The 18,224-nt window shown below is 67.9% G+C and carries 16 protein-coding genes; 5 read left to right on the top strand and 11 right to left on the bottom strand.

Features of this window, described 5'->3' with window-relative positions; genetic code table 11:
- The first annotated feature begins 34 nt into the window (after window positions 1–34).
- The gene (locus tag C8E96_RS24435) at window positions 35–2,971 is read left to right on the top strand and encodes a BTAD domain-containing putative transcriptional regulator (RefSeq protein ID WP_166658098.1); all 2,937 of its coding nucleotides are present in this window, start codon (window positions 35–37) and stop codon (window positions 2,969–2,971) included.
- A 17-nt stretch (window positions 2,972–2,988) separates the two neighbouring features.
- Here C8E96_RS24435 and C8E96_RS24430 read toward each other — a convergent pair whose 3' ends face one another.
- Both C8E96_RS24430 and C8E96_RS24425 read right to left on the bottom strand, forming a co-directional pair.
- Window positions 2,989–3,537: a fasciclin domain-containing protein gene (locus C8E96_RS24430; RefSeq protein ID WP_091368544.1), complete on the bottom strand. Its 549-nt coding sequence runs from the start codon at window positions 3,535–3,537 to the stop codon at window positions 2,989–2,991.
- Window positions 3,534–4,163: a VOC family protein gene (locus C8E96_RS24425; protein ID WP_091574797.1), complete on the bottom strand. Its 630-nt coding sequence runs from the start codon at window positions 4,161–4,163 to the stop codon at window positions 3,534–3,536. Before C8E96_RS24425 ends, C8E96_RS24430 begins: the two co-directional genes overlap by 4 nt.
- A 477-nt stretch (window positions 4,164–4,640) precedes the next feature.
- On the opposite strand from C8E96_RS24425, the gene C8E96_RS24420 reads away from it, so the two are divergent.
- From C8E96_RS24420 to C8E96_RS24405, 4 genes are all read left to right on the top strand, one after another.
- On the top strand, window positions 4,641–6,017 hold the full coding sequence (locus C8E96_RS24420) for a Vps62-related protein (RefSeq protein ID WP_166658097.1): 1,377 nt from the start codon (window positions 4,641–4,643) through the stop codon (window positions 6,015–6,017).
- A gap of 108 nt (window positions 6,018–6,125) precedes the next feature.
- Complete coding sequence (locus C8E96_RS24415; protein WP_091368529.1) at window positions 6,126–6,782, top strand: hypothetical protein; 657 nt, start codon at window positions 6,126–6,128, stop codon at window positions 6,780–6,782.
- A 21-nt stretch (window positions 6,783–6,803) separates the two neighbouring features.
- On the top strand, window positions 6,804–7,550 hold the full coding sequence (locus C8E96_RS24410) for a hypothetical protein (RefSeq protein ID WP_133794734.1): 747 nt from the start codon (window positions 6,804–6,806) through the stop codon (window positions 7,548–7,550).
- Between the two features lie 141 nt (window positions 7,551–7,691).
- Window positions 7,692–8,486 carry an alpha/beta fold hydrolase gene (locus C8E96_RS24405; protein ID WP_091368522.1) on the top strand — a complete coding sequence of 265 codons (795 nt, stop codon included), beginning with the start codon at window positions 7,692–7,694 and terminating at the stop codon, window positions 8,484–8,486.
- A 32-nt stretch (window positions 8,487–8,518) separates the two neighbouring features.
- Here the strand turns inward: C8E96_RS24405 and C8E96_RS34220 are convergent, their stop codons facing one another.
- The 9 genes from C8E96_RS34220 to C8E96_RS24360 all read right to left on the bottom strand — a co-directional run bounded on the left by C8E96_RS34220 (window position 8,519) and on the right by C8E96_RS24360 (window position 18,128).
- On the bottom strand, window positions 8,519–8,878 hold the full coding sequence (locus tag C8E96_RS34220) for a CAP domain-containing protein (RefSeq protein WP_228769588.1): 360 nt from the start codon (window positions 8,876–8,878) through the stop codon (window positions 8,519–8,521).
- 364 nt (window positions 8,879–9,242) lie between these two features.
- Entirely contained in the window at window positions 9,243–11,171 is a 1,929-nt protein-coding gene (locus tag C8E96_RS24395) for a putative adhesin (RefSeq protein ID WP_133794732.1), read from the bottom strand.
- A 141-nt stretch (window positions 11,172–11,312) separates the two neighbouring features.
- Complete coding sequence (locus C8E96_RS24390) at window positions 11,313–14,108, bottom strand: helix-turn-helix transcriptional regulator (protein ID WP_228769659.1); 2,796 nt, start codon at window positions 14,106–14,108, stop codon at window positions 11,313–11,315.
- A 127-nt stretch (window positions 14,109–14,235) separates the two neighbouring features.
- On the bottom strand, window positions 14,236–14,754 hold the full coding sequence (locus C8E96_RS24385; protein ID WP_091368513.1) for a hypothetical protein: 519 nt from the start codon (window positions 14,752–14,754) through the stop codon (window positions 14,236–14,238).
- Between the two features lie 43 nt (window positions 14,755–14,797).
- Window positions 14,798–15,778, bottom strand: a complete 981-nt coding sequence (locus C8E96_RS24380; RefSeq protein ID WP_091368509.1) for a WXG100 family type VII secretion target — start codon at window positions 15,776–15,778, stop codon at window positions 14,798–14,800.
- Window positions 15,775–16,101 (bottom strand): hypothetical protein, encoded by a 327-nt coding sequence (locus C8E96_RS24375; RefSeq protein ID WP_091368505.1) that lies wholly within the window; start codon window positions 16,099–16,101, stop codon window positions 15,775–15,777. Before C8E96_RS24375 ends, C8E96_RS24380 begins: the two co-directional genes overlap by 4 nt.
- Window positions 16,098–16,583 carry a YbaB/EbfC family nucleoid-associated protein gene (locus C8E96_RS24370; protein ID WP_133794728.1) on the bottom strand — a complete coding sequence of 162 codons (486 nt, stop codon included), beginning with the start codon at window positions 16,581–16,583 and terminating at the stop codon, window positions 16,098–16,100. Before C8E96_RS24370 ends, C8E96_RS24375 begins: the two co-directional genes overlap by 4 nt.
- 145 nt (window positions 16,584–16,728) lie before the next feature.
- The gene (locus tag C8E96_RS24365) at window positions 16,729–17,520 is read right to left on the bottom strand and encodes a S1 family peptidase (RefSeq protein ID WP_091368500.1); all 792 of its coding nucleotides are present in this window, start codon (window positions 17,518–17,520) and stop codon (window positions 16,729–16,731) included.
- Between the two features lie 227 nt (window positions 17,521–17,747).
- On the bottom strand, window positions 17,748–18,128 hold the full coding sequence (locus C8E96_RS24360; RefSeq protein ID WP_133794726.1) for a hypothetical protein: 381 nt from the start codon (window positions 18,126–18,128) through the stop codon (window positions 17,748–17,750).
- Window positions 18,129–18,224: the final 96 nt, after the last annotated feature.

Genomic DNA, 18,224 nt, shown 5'->3' with positions numbered 1-18,224 from the left:
GCGACAACATCCACGACCTGTGGAAGTGATCGCGATGGCGGCTGATCTCGACATCGGTGCCGCGGCGGCCTGGCTGGACCGCCGCCGCGGGCCGCGCGCGGCGACGCGACCCGCCTTCCTCGAACCCCCGCCGCCGCGGCCGGGGCAGTTCCGCGCTGTCGACGAGGACACCGGGGCCATCGGCGTTCCGACCCCTTCCGGGTTTCGTCGCGGACGACTTCTGGACCACTGCGTGTCCGCGCACACCGAAGGCTCAGTGATCGTGACCGGCCCGCCCGGAGCGGGCAAGACCGAGCTCGTCGCGCAGTTCGCCGAACACCTGCGGGAGCGCGGTGAGAAGGTTGGTTGGCTCGGCGTCGACGGTTCGCTCTGCCACCCGCGGCAGGTCGTCGAAGGTGTCGCCGACGCACTGCTGGGCACCTCGCCGCACCATCACCAGATCTCGGTGCGCAGACTCGCGGCCGAGGTGGGGCGGACGATCGGCCCCTGCACGCTCGTGGTCGACGACGCACACCTCCTGACCGGCCAGCCGGCGGTCGTGCTCGGCCGCGTGATCAACGCCCTGTCCCGGGACACCCGGTTCGTGCTCGCGGCCCGGACCGAACGCGCCGAGTGGTCCACCCCGGTCCGACTCGCCGGACACGTCCACAGCATCGACGGGCAGGCGCTGCGGTTCCGCGAGGACGAGGTCGAGTCGCTGTTCCGCGAGCACTACGACGCACCCCTGACCCAGGCCGCCGTGTCGGAGCTGACTGAGCGCACCGAGGGCTGGATCATGGCGATCCACCTGTTCCAGGCGGCGACGCGGGGCCACTCGCCCGAGCAGCGGGCCGCCGCCATCGCCACACTTGCCGGGTCGCGGCTGCTCCGACACCACCTGACGGCCACCGTGCTGGCCGACCTTCCCTCGGACACGGTGGACCTTCTGCTGTTCAGCAGCGCCTGCACACCGGTCGTCCCCGAGTGGTGCGACGCACTGCTCGACCGGTCGAACAGCGGCTGGACCCTCGACCAACTCGTGGAACAGAACCTCCTGGTGCGTCGCGATATCGACGGTGACCAGGTTCGATATCGCTACCATCCGCTGTTCCAGGCGCATCTCGTCGCGGAACTGCGCGCCCGGATCAGCCCCGAGGCACTTCGGGAGCACTACCGCAAGATCGCCCGGCTCCACGAATCCGTCGGGCGCGACCACGAAGCGCTCGTGGCGTACCTGCGCGCCGCCGATGTGCGGGCGAGCAGTCGGATCCTCAACGCGCCCCGAACGGGTCAGGCTTCGCTCATGGCAGGACACCGCCACGACGTCGGTGCCGTGTTGCTGGCACAGGCCCGCGCCCGCGCTTTGAACGATCAGCTCGACGCCGCGCTGGCCGCGTACCAGGAGGCGACGACCGCCCTTGCCGGGACCGATCTGCACGAGGACTGCGTGCGGGAGCAAGAACTGGTGGCCGCCTTCTCGCCAGGCGCGCCGCCGACCGACACCACGGCGGCGCACTGGCTGGGCCAGTTGCGGCGGGCGCTGGACAAGCGTCCGGCGGCGCTCGCCGAGCACCCGATGGCCGACACCTCGGACGGCTGGTCGTTGGCAGCGGGTATCGCCTCGCTGCTGGACGGCAGGCCCACCGAAGCGGTGCGGCACTGGAGCAGGATCCTGCCGACGCGAACCGATGTCATCGGCCTGCTCGGAACGGCGGTGCGCGTGGTGGCCGACAACTGGACGAAGCCGGACGCCATGGCACCCGCGCTCGAAGCGCTGGCGGCACAGGCCGAGGGCGACTTCCTCGACGCCGTCGGGGCGGTGGTCCGCGCGTTGTCGGCGCTGTCAGGGGTGGCCGCGCACATCGAGAACGCCGAACGAATCGAATCGCTCAACCAGGACGAGCGGCCATGGGTTTCGCTCGTCGGCTGCGTCGCGGCCGCCATCGGCCGGTGCCGGTCCGGTGTGGACGCGGTCAAGGCACTGCACCGGTGCGAGCGCCGCGCCGCGAGCCTGCAAGCCGCCGCGGTCGCGACCTGGGCACGCGTGATCATGGCCGGGTACCTGGCCGACCCCGGTTCGGCCGAGCTCGACCAGACCGCGCGTGGGGCGGGCGACGCCACGGTGTCGCCCGCGGGCCGGCACCCGCTCAGTCCGGCCGTGCAGCGATCACCCGCCGCCCCCGCCCGCATCGCCCCGCTGCCCACGAGCACGGTGGCGACCCCGCGGCCCGGCCCGGACCCCAGGATGCGGATCCGGTGTTTCGGGCAATTCGAGATCGCCGTCGGCGACCAGCTTCTCGACTGGCGTGGTCTGCGGCCCCGGGTCCAATCCGTGTTGCGCCTGCTGGCACTGCGCGCCAACCGGGGTGTGCACGTCGACACTCTCTACCAGTGCTTCTGGCCAGGGGCGCCGCTGGATTCCGCGCGCCGCAGCCTGCACGTGGCAGTGTCCATGATCCGCCGAGTGCTCGGCGACGCCCCGGCGCCGAGCTGGCCACAGTCTCCCGTGGAACGCCGGGGCGACATGTACGTGTTGGCGATCCCGCCGGGTGGCACCGCCGACACCGTGCGCTTCGGCGAGGCATTGCACCAGTGGCGCGTAGCGACCGGGAATGCGGACCCGACGAGCCTGCTCAAGCCGCTCCGCACGGCGTTCTCGCTCTATACCGGCGATCTGCTGCCAGAGGAGGGCGCCGCCGAGTGGGTGTTGGCGGATCGGGCGCGGTACCGGGCTCTGGTACTCGACGTGGCGTGCGCCCTGGCCAGGATCGAGGTGAAGCTGGGCAATCCGGGACGCGCGGCCGCGGTGTGCACCAGGGCGATCGAGATCGACCGGTTCCACGATCCGGCCTGGAACCTGCTGATCCACGCTTATCAACTCGGCAATGAGCCTGCCGCGGCACACCAGGCGCGGAGCCAGTATCGGGACGTGCTGGCGGAGCTGGGAGTTCACGAACCGCCCGAGCAGGCGCCGCGGAAAGCACCTCGGTAAGCGGCGGCGCCCTCGGGTCAGGGGGGTGGGAACAGGACGGAGTCGATCAGGTAGATCGTCCCGCCCGCGATCTCGACGCTCGCGCACGGCGCCTTCGCCTGATCGACGCGGAGGCCCGCGCCGTCGGCCGTGACGTCGAGCGAGGTGCCCCGCAGGGTCTGCAGCGCGGCGGGAGACCCGTTCGCGGGCTGCGGAACAACCCCGGTGATGTGGTGGCTCACCAGATTCGCGATCTTGCGCTTGTCCGCGCGGACTGCCGCCATCGCATTGGGGTCCGCGGCGGCGAATGCGGCGTCCGTCGGGGCGAACAGCGTCAGGTTGCGCGCCGTGTCCAGCGCCTTCGCCATCTCCGCCTCCGCCATCAGGGAGACCAGGACCGACAGCTTCGGGTGGGCGGACGCCGCGCTGAACACCGGTTTGTCCGCCATCGCCGTGCGCAGCTCCGTCGTGGTTTCCGAGCAGTCGACCCGGTCCGCCGCCCGGGCGGGCTCGCCTGCCGTGCATCCCGCGAGGACCGACGCGACAGCCACCAGGCTCAGGGCGGGGATGGACCGGCGCGAGCTCATGGGAGCAGGTTCTCGCAGTTGTCGATCAGCGGGCACCCGAAATCGTCGTCGATCACCTCGATGTTGATCCCGTTGACACCGCGGTGGATCGCGTACGCGACGGCGAAGTCCTGGTTCTCCACCACCGAGGCGGTCACCATCCGGGGCAGTCCTCTCGCCTCCAGCGCCGCGGAGGTGGCCGCGATATCAGGCACGATGTACATCAGGTGGTAGGACGAATGGTTCTCACTGGCCTGCCACGGGGAGAGCTGTGGGTGGACCTCGTCCAGCACGAGATACGGCGGGCCTTCCACCGAGATGCCGACGTTGAAGTCGAGGATCATCACGACTCCGTTGGGGTAGAGCACCGCGGCGTTCTCCGTCGGCCGGTTGGGCCGCCAGCTCACCCCGGTCGCGTTCGTCAGGCCAGCCTTCGCCGCTTCCACGTCGACGACGCCGATGCCCATGGCGTCCGGCGCGCCCAGGATGTCCGCGACACCGGCCGACGTCGCCGACTGAGCACCTTGCGCCGCCGATCTTTTCGCGGCTTCGCGGTCGACCGACGCGGGATCGGCTGGGGACCCCGGATGCGCCTGCGCGCCAGGGGCGGTCAGCATCATCGCCATTGACAGAATGACCGCGGCCACCGCAACGAGCCGCCTTCGCATTCGAGAAATGCCTCGCATGTCGTCTCCATCCAGGTTCTATTCCGAAACAGGGCGATGCACTGCTGCAGTACCGAGTCGGATAACTGTATGCGAGCCGCCGTTGCCCTTGTGGGCAAAACACCTTCCCGTTGGGGCCATCCCTATGGATCACCTCGAACCCGATGGATAGCATCGCAACAGAATCGGCGACGAATCAAACGAGGTGGAACTCGGCGACCTTCGTCGCCTTCTTCATGAGATTGGTCGCGTTCGGTGATATCAGAGTCAACGGAAAAGCTGCCTTAATCACGCCGCAATCACGGGCTTGTTCACCGGGAGTAGCCGATGTCCTCAGGTCGAACCAAATCTCTGTTACTGGCGTCCGCGCTGTTGGCCTCAGTTGGTCAACCCGTCGCCGCTAACGCAGCGGCCCCACCGGCTCCGCTGCGCATACAGCCGGTCGACCGGTTCGTGTGGGTGTACGACGATGCCGGGACCGGCGCCGCCAGGGATGTGTCCCTCTGGCGCCCCGACACCACGGCGTATCCGGGCTACTACTCCTTGGGCGACGTGGCGATGGGTGCGCATGGGAAACGACCGGCCAACGTCTTCCTGGTAGCGGGCGACAGCGGCGTGGTGGCCAGGCCCACCGGCTACCGGCTCGTCTGGAGCGACCACGGCTCAGGCGGAACGCATGACGTCTCCCTGTGGGCACCTGTTCCGCCGAGTGGCTACACCTGTCTGGGCAACGTGGCGAGTCCGTCGTACTCGCAGCCGTCGACCGACCGCATCCGATGCGTTCGCAGCGATTACACCCGAGCCGGTTCACCGGTCAAGATCTGGGATGACTCGGAATCCGGCGCGGACAGTGATGTGGGCATCTGGCAGTCGGACCCCTCCGACCACAGAGGACTGCCGCCGTCGACGTTCGTTGCCAGGGCGTCGCACACCGATCCAGGAAGTCCCTCACTTTTTCGAGTGCTGGACAAACGCATGACCAACGCGGCCGCGCTGTCCGCCGCTCCGATGGACGGGTCACGAGCCACACTGTTCGCGCCCGTGGTCACTTTGCATCCGCGCGAGCGATACTTCCCCTCGACGACCCAACACTTCCTGGCGAACACCCACGAACGCGACGGGCACCTGGTCACGAACGAGCCCTTGGGTTGCGATTCGTGCACGGACCCGGCGTTCCTCGACGGTCAGAATCCCGGTCGGCAGGCGGTCAACGCCTACGCACTCATCGTGCCGCGGACCTCGAACGGCGCCCCCACCGACACCGTGGACATCATCTACTGGATGTTCTATCCCTACAACAACGGCAAGCGCGTCTGCATCGGGGTCGAGACGGATGGCACCTGCGTCGGCGGCTGGTCGACTTTCGGGAATCACGTCGGCGACTGGGAGCACATCACCGTCAGGTTCCGCGAAGGGCTGCCGGAGAAGATCTTCTACAGCCAACACTCGGGCGGCGAAACGTTCACCTTCGGGGACAAGAACGTGCCCTTGGCCAACTGGCGCATCGGGGTGTACTCCGCACTCGGCTCACACGGCGCCTACCCGGACGCGGGCCGACACGTGTACCGGACCCTGCCCAACGGAAGCGACCTGGCCGACGACACCGCCGACGGGACGCGATGGGACACCCGGACGAATCTGATCTCGTTCCCCTGGCGCCCGAAGGGTTCCTACACCGGGTCACTCAGCTGGCTCGACATCGCGAGTCGGTGGGGCAACCCCAAGTCCGGCTGTGCCGTGGTCGAGCCGGTCAGCGGCGAATGCGTTCTCAACGACGGGCCCGCCGGTCCGATGTTCAAAAGCTACTCCCAGCCCCCATTGAAGCCCTTGGAGTGAACTCCCCCGCCCCCTGCCCTAACGCTTGCCCGTTCGACTATCCCGTCCGCGCGGGCGGTACGCGGACACTGGGTTCCACATAGGACGGTCAGCGAGGAGGGCCCCGACATGGAAGACCTGGACCGCGTGATCGCCGCGTCCTGGCACGCCGATACCCCCACCGCCCACGCGTGGTTCACGCTGCTGTGCCAAGTGCAGGCCGAAGCGGCCGAGGCAGGAAACTACGGCCTGGGAGACCTCGCCGCGCGGCTGGCCGAGCTTGACGGATCGGGTCACCACAGAGTGGCGATCGAGGACCTGCTGATGGTACTCGGGTACGTCTCGAACCCGTGGGAACTCCTCTCCGTGGCAGGAAGGCACGGCCCGGACGAACTCACCACTCACTACGAAGTCCTGCTGTCGCGGGCATACGCGGCCGAGCAGGCGGAGGACCCGGACACCTGGAACGCCTACCTGTCCGCCAACGGGCCGGCCTGGGACGGGACCGAGCGGCACTGGAAAGGCTTTCGCGACCGGTTTGCCCGCGGCGCGGCGCAGGCAGGCGTCGGCAACGCCGCGGCGACATTTCTGAGCTACGTCGAAGGCAGCGCGGACAAGGTCGCCGCGTTCGCCCAGTACGGCCTGAGCGTCTCCCCCGCCGCCCCGGCACCAGACGATGGCGAGCTCGCCGACCTCGCCGCCGAGCTCGCCGAACTCGATGACAAACAGCTGGCCGCCCTGGCCGCCGAGATCGCCGCCGAACTGGGCGAACACCAGGACCACTGACCAACCACCCAGGAGACACCGATGGAACGTGGATACAGCCCTCACAGTTCTGACGACGAGGGAAAGGAACACGAGCACCGGCGGCCACGGTCAGCGCAGCCGCCACCGCCGTCTCAGTCCCTGAAGAGCCGCCTGGTCGACCGCCTCAAGGGAGCGGGTATCCGCGGCTACGAGGTCACGCACAACACGCTGTTCGATCTTCGTGAGAAGCATGCGCAGACAGACGAAGACCGCAGAGCCATGGCCTTCGAGGAAATGGCCCGCCTGGCACAGGGAACACGCCGCGACGCCGCGCCCACGGATCCCGGAGCCGACGGGAGCGGCGCTCCGACACCCGGGTGGAAACACCACGGCAGCACCCCGCCGTCCATCGAGGAATGCTGGGAGCTGGTCAGCCGCCGGAGGTACCTGACGGACCACCAAGCCCTCAGGATGTGCCACCCTCTCTTCCGAACGCACGGCTGGATCGAGGACAAGGAACGCGTGCTTCTCATCGGGAAGCGGTGGATCCAGCTCATCAAGGATCGCGTCCTGCGGGTAGCACTGGCGAGGCGAGTCAGTCCGGACAAGGCCGCACACGACCTGGACGAGCAGCTCAGACACTTCTTCGCAGGCGGCAGCAAGGTCGCGACCGGTCAGCTATCGGCACTGCTCGACGAAGCGATCAACGATGTGACCGCCTCGGCCCGATCGGGCGCGGACCCGCTGACCCGCGACTCCGTGATCGGCGGTTCCCGCCAGAACCGGCAGAACCAGCAGAACCAGTAACTGGTCGGAGCGGCAGACCACGGTCTACCTGGGGGCGGTCGAGTGAAGCCTAGGGACCATCCCCAGGGCCACGGAGAAGGTCCGGGCGCATGCTGGTTCCACCGTACTGATGGAGCCGCAGTGTGAAAGCCGTGTTGCGCGATGATCGGAAACAGAGTCGAACTGGCACCTGGTTACCGCACGTGCGTCCGAGACGAGGGCGCAGGCGACCCCGTGGTGCTCCTCCCAGAGGTGCCCCTGGATCTGCGCTCATGGGATGGGGTGGTCCCGTTGCTCACCCGGCGCGGGATGCGGGTGATCCGATGCGACCCGCGGGGGTTCGGGTCCGCGTCCGACGCCACTCTCGAATTCTCCTACCCGCGGCTGGCAAAGGATGTCGTGGCGTTGCTCGACCATCTCGGGATCGGGCGGGCACAGGTGGTCGGGCACGCGTTCGGCGGCCAGGTCGCGCTCACCTTGGCGCGGTGGTTTCCGCAGCGGGTGTCGGCTGGATCGCTGGTGTGCACCACGGTTGATCCGTGCATGGCCGCGGGCAGGCTGGAGCGGCGACTGAGGTCCCAGGGCCGTCCCGATGTCGAACGTCTTGTGCACGAATGGCTCGGGCAGTCCGCCGCACGGACGTCGTACGAGGCGTGGTACCTCCGCGAGCAGGTACTCACCGCCGATCTCCGCGCGTGGCGACAGGCCTTGTCCGCCATGAGCCGATTCGACATGCACGCGGACTTGACATCGATCCACCTCCCCATGCGTTTCGTCGCGGCCGCCCGGGACCCCGACGCGCCGCCGTCGGACGTGCGCAAGGTGGCGATGTTGTTGCCGCATGGCGAATTCCTGCTCGCGGCAGGCGAAGGCCACATGCTTCCAGTCGTGGCACCGAGCTTGACAGCACGACTCATCGTCGGCGCGGGAGCCTCCGTGGCGACCCGGGCGGCTTGACCCGGCCTCAGCGCGCACCAGCGGCGCGACGATCAGAACCCGAAGTTCTGGGTCCAGTAGATGCCCCATTTCCCGCCCTTGCCGACACCGACGCCGAGGGCCTGGTACCGGCAGTCGAGGACATTGGCTCGGTGCCCGGAGCTGTTCATCCAGCCCTTCATCGCCGCCTCGGGCGTGCGATATCCCGCTCCGATGTTCTCCCCGCCCGGTTTGGGGTAGCCCTGCGCCCTCATCCGGTCGGCCGAACTCCGGCCGTCGAGCGAGGTGTGGCTGAAGTAGTTCCTGGCGGCCATGTCCACGCTGTGCGCACGGGCCGCCACCCCGAGGCGGTCGTCCCAGCGCAGCGCTGGGCATCCCGCCGCCGCGCGTTCGCGGTTGACCAGGGTGAGCACGGTCGTCTCCGACGAGGGCTGGGCGGAGGGCTGTGAGGAAGTCGTCGGACCAGTCGTTTTCGTCCTCGTCGTGGAAGTCCTGGAAGTCCCAGAAGTCCCGGTCGTTGTGGTGGTGGACCTGGTGGTCGTCGTGGCACTGGTTGTCGTTGTGGAGGTGGGAATGGGGGTCCCGACGGTCGCCGGGGTCGTCGCCGCGGTCGTGCGAGCGTCCGAAGTAGACGACGAGCCGGGCACCGGCTGCGAAACGCGCAGCACAGGCACGGCCGCGGTCAGCAGGAGAGCCGAGAGCCCGGCCCCGACCAGCCAGAGGCGACGCGAGGGGTGGGACACGGGGTTTGATCCTTTCGGGTCGATGCCAAACGGGTCAGGTGGCGCTTCCGGCGGGTTCGGCAGACCTGCTCACGGCAACCTGGCGGAACGCCTGGTAGTGGGTGTCGAGTTGGCGGGTGAGGGAGATGTCGAGCCGTTCGAGGTCCTTGCGGATAGGGGCGACGAGGCCGGAGTCGCGGAGATCGGTGGCGAGGGCATCGAGGACGCGGGGTTCGCGCAGGACGGGAAAGTGGCCGTCGCAGTAGGCCACGATGTGCTCGGCCGCGGGGAGGACGTCGGTGTCGGCGAGGGTGGACAGGGCGCCGAAGGCGGAGCCGGTGGTCATGGTGATGCCGCCGACAGTGCCGGCGCTGACGGGATGCAATTGGGCGTAGAGGGTGAGAAGGGGTTGCTGCGGGGGTGTGCGGACGGCGGCGACCAACCAGGTGCTGAAGGCATTGCGCCAGTGGACGTCGGTCCAGGCGGTGGAGAACTCGGCCGGTGCCGGGCCGCGGGGCCGGTGGGGTTCGCCGACCCGTTCGCCGTGGGGGCGAAGACAACGACGCACGTCGGGTCTGGTCCAGAGGATCTCGCGGGTGACCCGCGGCAAGGCCCGCCACCAGAGTAGGGCCGTTGTCGGGGACTGCTCGTAGCCCAGCACCAAAACCTCGGCCGCGGCTTGGGCCTGTCGGCGGTCTGGGGTGTGTTGGGTGCACTCCAGCCACTGCGCGAAATCGTCATACGAGCGCAGGGCTGCGAGGGTGGCTTGGGGCAGGGAGTGCACATAGGTCACCGCCGCGGCCAAGTCGACCGCCGCCCACCCGTAGATGGCCTCCACCTGTTCCTTCAAGCTGGTGATGTAGGCGTCGGGTTCGTCCCCGTAGGGGGTGGCGTGGCCGACTGGTCGGCCCTGGTCGTCGAGGACCGGCCGCACGTCCATCTCCGTCGTGTCCACGGGGGGACCCTCAGGCGCCTGGCGACAGATGAGCAGGTGCAGGTCGGCTTCGGCGAGCCGGTTGAACAACCCGTCGCAGCCGGGGTGGTGCCGGGTGGACAGGTCGGGTTCGTATCCCACAGCGGGATCGGGATCGGCGCACGCCGACCGTGTGGTGCACAACCGCAGCGGGGAATCACCCAGGGGCCAGTCCGCACCCACCAGGTACACCTTGCCGGGCAGCCGATCGGACACCGACGCCAGGTCGTCGGCCGTATCGACGTCTTCCAGCGTGGTGAGCACATAGTTGGGGATGTCCTGACCCGCGTGGTAGGTCTCCCGGGGGCGGATGTCCCCGGCCGTGAGCACCGCCCGGGCGACGGTCGAGGCCATGCTGGTGTCGAGGTCGGCGTAGAAGGACACGCTCCTGCCCCGGGGTACCCGCACCTCACCGGTGCCGAGATCTTCGCCGTGGCCGCAGACGAACGCCGTGCCCGTCCGACCGGCCACCGCCCGGCTTCGGCCATGATCATCGAGGCCGACTGCGGGGAACCTTCGGGCGTAGGCGTGTGGGGTCGGGGCCACCGCGATCAGGTACCGGCCGTAGGCGTCGACAACCTCATCCAGATAGCGCCGCACCCGCAGGCTGAGCTCGTCGAGAACGTCAGTGCGCGCGGACGAGCCCTCAGCCGAGCCCTCGGCGGCCTCCCGCAAGCGGGTCGCGAACTGGTTGTAGGTGGCCTGATAAGCGGCCTCAGCGACTCGCGCGAGCAGCGCGTGAGAGTCCCCGGTTCCCCACTCCCGGCCCGCCGTCGTCACCGTCTCCTGCTCGTGGGAGCGCAGCAACTCCACGGTCAGATCTCTGGTCCGCACGGCGACACGAGCCAACGCCAGCGCGGCGTTACCGCGGTCGTATAGAGCCCGAGCGCTCTCCGCCTGACCCCAGAGCTCCCGAACAGGCGCGTAGACCCGCTCAGCCTGGGCACGTAGGCCCGCCACGTCCACCGACCGCGGCGGAGACGCGGCCCGGCCCGCTCCATCAGCTTCCACGACGCTACCCCTGACAACATCTCGCCCGCATCAGATAGAGCCTGAGGATCAAGCCACGGCCACGGAACCGGTCACCGGCCAAGCCATGGCACCACCGGCGAAGCCCAAACGGGCATGAGATCCACCGTCACTGTTTCTGGGCTATTCCCCTCGGGCAGCAGCAAGCCTCTTGACCAGGTCCGCACGGTTGGCGATGCCGAGCTTGGCGTACGCGTTGCCGATGTGGTACTCGATGGTCTTGACACTGACACACAGTTCCTTTGCGGCTGCCCGGTAGAGGAATCCACGCGAGATGAGAGTGGCCACCTCGCGTTCCCGATCCGTCAGTCCGGACAATGGATCCGTGGGTTGCGAGTCGACCTGCATGCCACGAGCACTCAGCTCTCTGGAGCAAGTGTCGAGAAACGGGCGCGCCCCCATAGCCGCGTAACGCTCCTGGGCGGTCCGAAGCCACTCGATTCCCGCGCGCCGCATCCCATGACGGCGAACGAGGAATCGGCCATAAGCCTGCTCAAGCCGAGCGCGGTACAACAGTGAACTGTCCTCGGGCACAGGCATTGCCGTGCCCGCTTGATAGCGCGACAGGGCGGTCGCGTGATCGCCGCTCTTCTCCGCCAACCAGCCCGACAGCCAGGCCACCCCGGTCCGCAGGTAGGGCACGCTTGTCGCGAGTTCGTCCATCCTGCCCAGTGTCACCGTCGCGTCGTCGAGCCGATCAGTGCCGATCAACGCCTCGGCCATGAGTGGCCGCCACCACGGCTCGAACGCCGCGGTCCATCCGCTCACGTTCACCGGCACGGTGAGTGGCTGAAGGGCCCGCCACATGCCCGCATGGTCGCCCCGTGCCTGCGCCAGCATGGTCGAGGCGAGGACGGGGAAGACGAGGAACTGCGGTGGGCCGATGTTCTGGAAGTACTGTTCAGCCGCGTGAGCGTGCTGCTCCGCGCCGCTCCAGTTCCCGCGGCCTGCCGCGATCATCGCCGCCGCGGAATAGGCAGGCACGTATTCCCACGGCGCTCCCGTCGTCTCGGCCAGGACGACGGCGCGGTCGGCGAAAACGGCTGAGTCGTCCCAGCTGCCGCGCACATAGTGCGCGCAAGCGAGCAGGTGGTAGGCAAAGGTTTCCTGGTTGACGAGCGCGCCGTCGCGCGACAACCGCAACGTCGACGCGAGATCATTTATCGCTTCGGTGATACTGCCGCCCAGGAGATGTATCGTCGCCCGGTGAACCAGCAAGTCGACCTCGCTTCGGTCGACGTCGCGGCCGGTTTCACCGAGCGAGGTGATCTCGGCGAATCGGCGAAGTGCCGCCGCCGGTCCCTCCTCGAAGAGAACACAATGCGCCACATTCCCGATGGCGATCGGTCGCACCGCGGGCGGGATGAACCGCAAGGTCGTCGACCCGAGATCGATCGCATCCCGACTTCGGCCCTGCCAGGTGAACAGGCCGATGAGCTCACCGGCGGCCGCGCCCGCGACACGCGTCAGTTCCGGTCGATCGCACGATGCCGCGTACGCCTCCGCGAGGAGTGCCTCGGCGGTCGCGAGATCGCCTTTGACCATCGCCAGCCTGCCGAGAAGGTAGGTGCGCTGCGCGGACGGGGTGCATTGCTCGATCGCACCCTCCAGCGTCAGGGCACGGCCGACCAGGGTGAGGTTCTGCGAGAGGACCTGGGCGGCGTCGAGCAGCCTGCGCTCGTGCTCTGTGCGCGTCGCCGACAGGTCAGCGGCCCAGAGCAGGATCGTGGCGGCACGGCCCGGTTGACCGTCGTCGAGCAAACCGGTGGCGACGACCTCGAGTTCGTCGGCCAGGCCCGCGTCGACACTGTCGGCGGCGGCGACTCGGTGGAGCCATACGGAATTCGCGTCGACCACCGACACAGCGGCGGCGTGGAGCTTTCGCCGGGCGACCGGGCTCATCGATTCGTATATCGCCTCGCGCTGCAATCGGTGTCGGATCTCGATGGGGCTGGTCGGTTCGGCAGGCCACCACCGGACCAGGCCGGCGGCGAGGAGCGGTTCAAGAGCGCTCGCCGCGTCAGTCACCCCGGCCACCCGGGCCGCGGTGACCAACGAAACCCGGGCGTCCAACACCGCCAACGCGTCGACCAGGCCGCGGCTGCTCGACTGGAGTTTGGTCAACTTTCCCTGTACGGCCTCTGCCACCGTGCGCGGCAACGGCACGGCGGCCGTATGCGGCAAGCCCGACGCCGGGACCTCGGTCAGGATCTCGTGGACGTAGAGCGGGTTGCCATCCGTATGGTCGACTATGCGCGAAGCCGCGGCCGGGCTCAGTGTCTTCTCGCTTTGTCGGCCCAGGGCAATCACGTCCTCCACCGAGAAGCCCGCAAGTCTGAGCCGAGTCGTACGGTTCAGCGCTGTCAGCCAGCGGCGCCAGGCGCCCGAGCCGATGCCCTCGTCCTCCTCGTCACGTGCGGTGACCACCACGAGAACGCGATCCGCGTCGAGACGGCGCAGTAGGAAGCCGAGCGCCTCCACGGAAGCCGAATCCGCCCACGACAAATCCTCCAGGACCAGGCACAGCGGGCCTGCCTCTTGGGCCTCGCTGATCAACTGAAGCAACTGTGCCCCGACTGTGAAGGTCGGGGTTTGCGGATTCGGCTCCGACTCCATCGCGCGAAGGCCACCGAGCCAAGCGCGGTCAGCGTGCGCGACGAGTTGTGAGACGACTCCGAATCGGAGGTCACCTTCGCTTGGATCAGCCCTTGTCGACCACACTGTCCATTCGGGCAGCCCGGCGGTGAACCTGCTTGCCAGCCAGGACTTGCCGGATCCTGCTGGACCCTCCACCAACACGAACCACAATTGGCCCGCCACCGCGCGTTCAGCACATTCGCGGAGCGCGCGAAGCTCGCTCTCCCGGCCCACGAATACTTCAGAGGTCGATGCGGGCCCGTGGAATCCAGAATAGTCCATAATCAATCCGCTCCCCACCGGCGACTTCAACGAGTAAACGCCTCGCCGCACCCTGGGTCCCTAGGGAAGATCCCTAATCGCATCCCTAGTCGCGCTACGTGTTGACGCCGTTCTGACCGGAGCGCGGTCAGCCGCGGCGTTTGCGGGAGCGTTTCGACCGCTTGTCACCTGGGCGCCGCGTGCGGGCCATGGGACGCAGGACGAGCTTCTCCGGTGCGGGCTCGGGCAGCAGTCTGGACAGGCGGTTGCCCGCCAGGAAGCCGAGGACCAAGCCCAGGCCGGGGATGCCCACCAGCAACACGAAGAACAACCCGCCGTCCGGCCTGAACGGAAAGTCCGCTGTCACGACTTCCCTGACAGTGCCGCCGCCGCGGCCGCGCCCCTCGTTCCGCAGTTGGACTGTCACCGTGCCGCTCAGCTCGCGCACCGAGTGCACCCGCTTGGTGGCGGTCTCCTGTTCGCCGTCCCATCGCACCCGCGCGTCGCAGATCACTGTCAGCCAGAGGTACGCCGGGCTCCCCGAACATGACTGCACCTCGGCTGTGCCGGTGCGGTCGATGTTGTGCGCTGCCTGTGTGGTCAGCCCCATCCGGTGTTGCACCGCGATGAACACCCAGATACCGGCGAACATGCAGACGACGCCCATGGCGATGGAGGGTCCGATGCGTGCTGGGCGTTCGGACCGCAAGCTAGCTGCCCTCGTCCGGGTTCAACGTGTCGTTGATGGACTTCGTGCCCTCTTTGACCACCTTCGTGCCCGTGTGGTCGAGGGTGCGGCCGAGCCCTGAGTCGGCCCTGCGCTCGACGTAGTCCGTGTACGACTTGAGTTTGCCCGATTGCGGTGCCAGCGAGTCGAGGGTCTTGGCGGAGTCCTTGATCGCCTTGTTCGCTTCCCGGCCGAGTTCGGTCGACTTGCGGCCGAGCGCTTTGGCCGCGTCGGCGGACTTGTCGCCGAGGACGCGATACTTGGATACGAACTGCTGGATCGCCTGCAGCAGCTTGCCGAGCCGCTTCTGGAGCTTGGCGGCCAGTTGGACCGCGTCGGCGACGACGCTGGCGATGAATACGCCGACCGAAGCGCCGAAGGTGAACCACGCCGAGGCCAGCGCCAGCAGCGCGCGGGTGATCACGTTGCTGATGAACGTCGCGATCAGGTCGAAGATGATCGCCCGGGTGGTCCCGACCACGACGCCCGCCGTCTTCACCCCGTTTGCGGCGTCCCTGGCTTGGCCCGCGATCTGCCCGAGCGCGGAGATGTACCCGTGCGCCACACCGCGGTACCCGGTCGCCGCGTCTCCACTCCAGCCCTCGGTGAGCGACATCGCGGTCTGGTACTCCGTGGTCATCTCGTCCAACCGCTTCGCGATGTTCTCCCAGGTCTCGGCGATCGCCTTGACCTGGCCGGGATCTCCGGTGAGCACCTCGAGCGGTTCGCGGATGAAGTCGATGTGCTCGATCAGCCAGCCGACCCCGACTTTCACCAGTTCGCCGAGCGGGTTCATCACCATGGACAGGGCGTCGAGTCCGATCATCGCCCCGTCGATCGCGAGTTCCTGCCAGTTCGAGTCGTCACCAAGGTCGTGGACCAGGTTGGCGACCGACTCGACGCCGCCGGAGCCAGCGAAACGGCTTGGTCCGTCAGCTTTCGCGATCAGGTCGTCCGCGCTCAACTGGGCTCCCCGAATGAGTCGTAATGTGCCTTCAGTCGTCGCTCGAGTTCGTCGTAGTCGGTGATCGTCTGCTTGATCCCGTCGGACAGCCCACCGGCCAGATCGGACGCGCTCCGCAGCAGTTCGTCCATGTCGCCCTGGAATACCTGCAACGCGGGAATCATCAGCGGCGAGCACAGCAGGCCGTACGCCTCGACACCGCCGAGCCCGACCTGGCCGCCCGCGGTGTTGGCCTCGCGGATTCCGTCGGCGACGCCCGCGACCTTGCCCGCGTGCGCGGACAGCGACACCGAGTCCTTGATCTCGTAGCCCGGCGCGCTCATCGCCGGTCGCCGTCGCCATGGAAGCCTTGGAAGCCCTCGTCATCGTCGAGTCCGGTGTCCGGTCGCCCGCTGGGTCGCTCGTCGGATTCCGGCGCCGCGGGCATGGCCTGACGGACGAGGTCCAGCGCCTCGGAGTCGCCGCCGACCAGGTCGGACATGATCTCCATGGTCCGCGTGGCCGCCTGACGGGCGGCCTGGTTGTAGGTGGTGAAGATCAGGCCCGCCAACTGCCGGTGGCCCATCCGCTCGGCGTCCGGCGACAACGACAGGGCGGTCATCCCGCCACCCGGGTTGACAGTGATGGTGACCGCCTGGTCCGGGCTCGCCAGGGTGACCGAGTTCTCAGCCAGTCTGACCTGCGCGTCCTGCGCCTTCGTCAACATCGCGGCGGTGCGCTGCTCCTGCTCCCGCAGCCACTCGTGTGGATCGCGAATCTGCCCACCGAACTCCACCGACGTCTCCCTTGGAAGTATGAGCGTCAAGCCACCATATCCAGCAGTCGACGCGGTCGCCCCTTTTGTCAGTAGTGGACGGGGCGGGAACGGCCAAGGGGGACCCCGATCGTCAGATCGGAGTCCCCTTGTGACGCCTCCCGTCGCAAAGGGACCGTCACGGTTCAGGCCTAGGTCAGCTGGACCCGCCCGCGATGGTTTCGTCGATCCACGCCTTGAACGCGGTGACGTCGGTGTAGATCGACGGGTCGACCGCGCAGTCGGATGTCTGACCGCCCGCGCGGCTGGTCGCGCCGACCAGCTCCCACTTGCCGTCCACCTTCTTGATCTGCGGACCGCCGGAGTCGCCGTAGCACGCGCCCGCCTTGTCGCCGGGGTTGTCCGTGCAGAGCTCGTTCGCCTCGTTGAACCCCTGCTCGCACTCGGTGTCCGCGACGATGGACGTGTCGAGCTCCTGCAGGGTTTCCGGCGCGCCACAGCCACCCTTGACCGGGCAGGTCTGGCCCCAGCCGATGATGCGTGTCTTGGTCCCCGTCTCCCCCGCCGACGCGGCGAGGGCGATCGGCGCCTCCGTCACCGAGCTGCTCAGCTTGAGCAGCGCGATGTCGTGGTCACCCTGGTACTTCGGGTGCGCGATCACCTTGTCGACCTTGGCGGTCTGACCGCCGGTGGTGTGGTCGATCGTGCCGACCCTGACCTGGATCTCACTCGCCTCACTGCCCTCGACGCAGTGAGCCGCGGTCACCACCCAGTCGGCTTTGATCAGCGAGCCACCACAGAAGTGCCTGCCCGCGTCATTCTGCAGGGACACCATGAAACTGTAGGTCTCCGTCGCGTTTCCCCCGCCGACGATGAACGGCTGAACATCTCCGGTCGGCGCGGCATTCGCGGCGCCGGAAACGCTGAAGGCGGTCACGGTCGCCGCGGTCACTGCCAGAACACCTACGAGCAGGGCTTTTACCTTCATCGATTCGTTGTCCTTCCTCCCCGAGAACCGTCGTCCCGGGGTGGAAAGGACCCTCGCAGCGAATCGGGAGAGGAAATACCCGACGAAACGCTTTGCCATTTGCCAGTCAGCCCGATGGCTATTCGACGGCCCGTGAACAACGCGACAATGAAGCTATAGCCATTCACTATGTTTGAGATTCAGGCGCCCGGGGTATTGGGCGCGATCCCATCTTCGTCAGGCTTGGCTCAGAGCGCGCAGGCGCCCAGTGCCTCGCCGAACAACGCGCCCCACGCCGTCTCGATGTGCTCGAGGCCGGACCCGTTGCCCAGGTTGGGGTTGCTGCTGCCCGAGCCGATGGTCTTGTTGGTGCGGACGGTGAAGCTCGCCGGTCCCCCGTGGCCCAGCCAGTACGCCAGGAAACAGTCGGGATCCACACCGGGCGGGAATCCCGGGCTCTGGACGAAACCCGCGACGGTCTGGGTGGTCCAGTTCGCGGAATGCGTAGCTCCAGCGTTGCCCTTCTCCGACCGGTTGGCGATATAGCACTCGTGCGCCGCGGCCGTTCCCGCCAGCGTCAACATCAGGGCCGCGCAAGTCGCGCCGACCGCCATGCCTCGTCCGAACATTCCGCCTCCTTGGCACCACCTCGACCTGATGGGCCGAGGAATCGACCCACGGAGTCTTCCCTTCTCAGGGGGGACACACCTAGAGGATTGGTGCCA

The sequence above is a fragment of the Actinokineospora alba genome (genome assembly GCF_004362515.1).
Classification (GTDB): Bacteria; Actinomycetota; Actinomycetes; order Mycobacteriales; family Pseudonocardiaceae; genus Actinokineospora; species Actinokineospora alba.
The sequence above is the reverse complement of the archived record's forward strand: the minus strand, read 5'-3'. Positions and strand labels throughout refer to the sequence as shown.

What these genes read in the sequence shown, in the direction of transcription:
- C8E96_RS24435 (WP_166658098.1), top strand. Translation starts at nt 35, where the DNA reads ATGGCGGCTGATCTCGACATCGGTGCCGCGGCGGCCTGGCTGGACCGC.
- C8E96_RS24430 (WP_091368544.1), bottom strand. Translation starts at nt 3,537, where the DNA reads ATGAGCTCGCGCCGGTCCATCCCCGCCCTGAGCCTGGTGGCTGTCGCG.
- C8E96_RS24415 (WP_091368529.1), top strand. Translation starts at nt 6,126, where the DNA reads ATGGAAGACCTGGACCGCGTGATCGCCGCGTCCTGGCACGCCGATACC.
- C8E96_RS24410 (WP_133794734.1), top strand. Translation starts at nt 6,804, where the DNA reads ATGGAACGTGGATACAGCCCTCACAGTTCTGACGACGAGGGAAAGGAA.
- C8E96_RS24405 (WP_091368522.1), top strand. Translation starts at nt 7,692, where the DNA reads ATGATCGGAAACAGAGTCGAACTGGCACCTGGTTACCGCACGTGCGTC.
- C8E96_RS24390 (WP_228769659.1), bottom strand. Translation starts at nt 14,108, where the DNA reads ATGGACTATTCTGGATTCCACGGGCCCGCATCGACCTCTGAAGTATTC.
- C8E96_RS24385 (WP_091368513.1), bottom strand. Translation starts at nt 14,754, where the DNA reads ATGGGCGTCGTCTGCATGTTCGCCGGTATCTGGGTGTTCATCGCGGTG.
- C8E96_RS24375 (WP_091368505.1), bottom strand. Translation starts at nt 16,101, where the DNA reads ATGAGCGCGCCGGGCTACGAGATCAAGGACTCGGTGTCGCTGTCCGCG.
- C8E96_RS24365 (WP_091368500.1), bottom strand. Translation starts at nt 17,520, where the DNA reads ATGAAGGTAAAAGCCCTGCTCGTAGGTGTTCTGGCAGTGACCGCGGCG.
- C8E96_RS24360 (WP_133794726.1), bottom strand. Translation starts at nt 18,128, where the DNA reads ATGTTCGGACGAGGCATGGCGGTCGGCGCGACTTGCGCGGCCCTGATG.